Below are 1,414 nucleotides of genomic sequence, written 5' to 3' on the forward strand. Positions count from 1 at the left end.
CTGAGACCTGATGCCGAGCCGATTGTGGCGAAGTGGATGATCCTATGCTGTCGAGAAAAGCCTCTAGCGAGTTTCATGGCGGCCCGTACCCTAAACCGACTCAGGTGGTCAGGTAGAGAATACCGAGGCGTTCGGGTGAACTATGGTTAAGGAACTCGGCAAAATGCCCCCGTAACTTCGGGAGAAGGGGGGCCATCACTGGTGAGAGGACTTGCTCCTCGAGCTGGGGGTGGCCGCAGAGACCAGCGAGAAGCGACTGTTTACTAAAAACACAGGTCCGTGCGAAGCCGTAAGGCGATGTATACGGACTGACGCCTGCCCGGTGCTGGAACGTTAAGGGGACCGGTTAGTCACATTTCGGTGTGGCGAAGCTGAGAACTTAAGCGCCAGTAAACGGCGGTGGTAACTATAACCATCCTAAGGTAGCGAAATTCCTTGTCGGGTAAGTTCCGACCTGCACGAATGGCGTAACGACTTCTCGACTGTCTCAACCATAGGCCCGGTGAAATTGCACTACGAGTAAAGATGCTCGTTTCGCGCAGCAGGACGGAAAGACCCCGGGACCTTTACTACAGTTTGATATTGGTGTTCGGTTCGGCTTGTGTAGGATAGGTGGGAGACTTTGAAGCGGCCACGCCAGTGGTTGTGGAGTCGTCGTTGAAATACCACTCTGGTCGTGCTGGATGTCTAACCTGGGTCCGTGATCCGGATCAGGGACAGTGTCTGATGGGTAGTTTAACTGGGGCGGTTGCCTCCTAAAGAGTAACGGAGGCGCCCAAAGGTTCCCTCAGCCTGGTTGGCAATCAGGTGTTGAGTGTAAGTGCACAAGGGAGCTTGACTGTGAGACCGACGGGTCGAGCAGGGACGAAAGTCGGGACTAGTGATCCGGCGGTGGCTTGTGGAAGCGCCGTCGCTCAACGGATAAAAGGTACCCCGGGGATAACAGGCTGATCTTCCCCAAGAGTCCATATCGACGGGATGGTTTGGCACCTCGATGTCGGCTCGTCGCATCCTGGGGCTGGAGTCGGTCCCAAGGGTTGGGCTGTTCGCCCATTAAAGCGGTACGCGAGCTGGGTTTAGAACGTCGTGAGACAGTTCGGTCCCTATCCGCTGCGCGCGCAGGAATATTGAGAAGGGCTGTCCCTAGTACGAGAGGACCGGGACGGACGAACCTCTGGTGTGCCAGTTGTCCTGCCAAGGGCATGGCTGGTTGGCTACGTTCGGGAGGGATAACCGCTGAAAGCATCTAAGCGGGAAGCCTGCTTCGAGATGAGTATTCCCACCCACTTGATGGGGTAAGGCTCCCAGTAGACGACTGGGTTGATAGGCCGGATGTGGAAGCCCAGTAATGGGTGAAGCTGACTGGTACTAATAGGCCGAGGGCTTGTCCTCAGTTGCTCGCGTCCACTGTGTT

The 1,414-nt window shown here is 56.2% G+C and carries 1 rRNA gene; it reads left to right on the top strand.

Going from position 1 to position 1,414, the window contains the following annotated elements:
• A 23S ribosomal RNA gene (locus Sri02f_RS40920) occupies positions 1–1,392 on the top strand; the annotation flags it as partial.
• Positions 1,393–1,414 lie beyond the last annotated feature (22 nt).

This window comes from Streptomyces rishiriensis, assembly GCF_003112535.1.
GTDB lineage: Bacteria > Actinomycetota > Actinomycetes > Streptomycetales > Streptomycetaceae > Streptomyces > Streptomyces rishiriensis.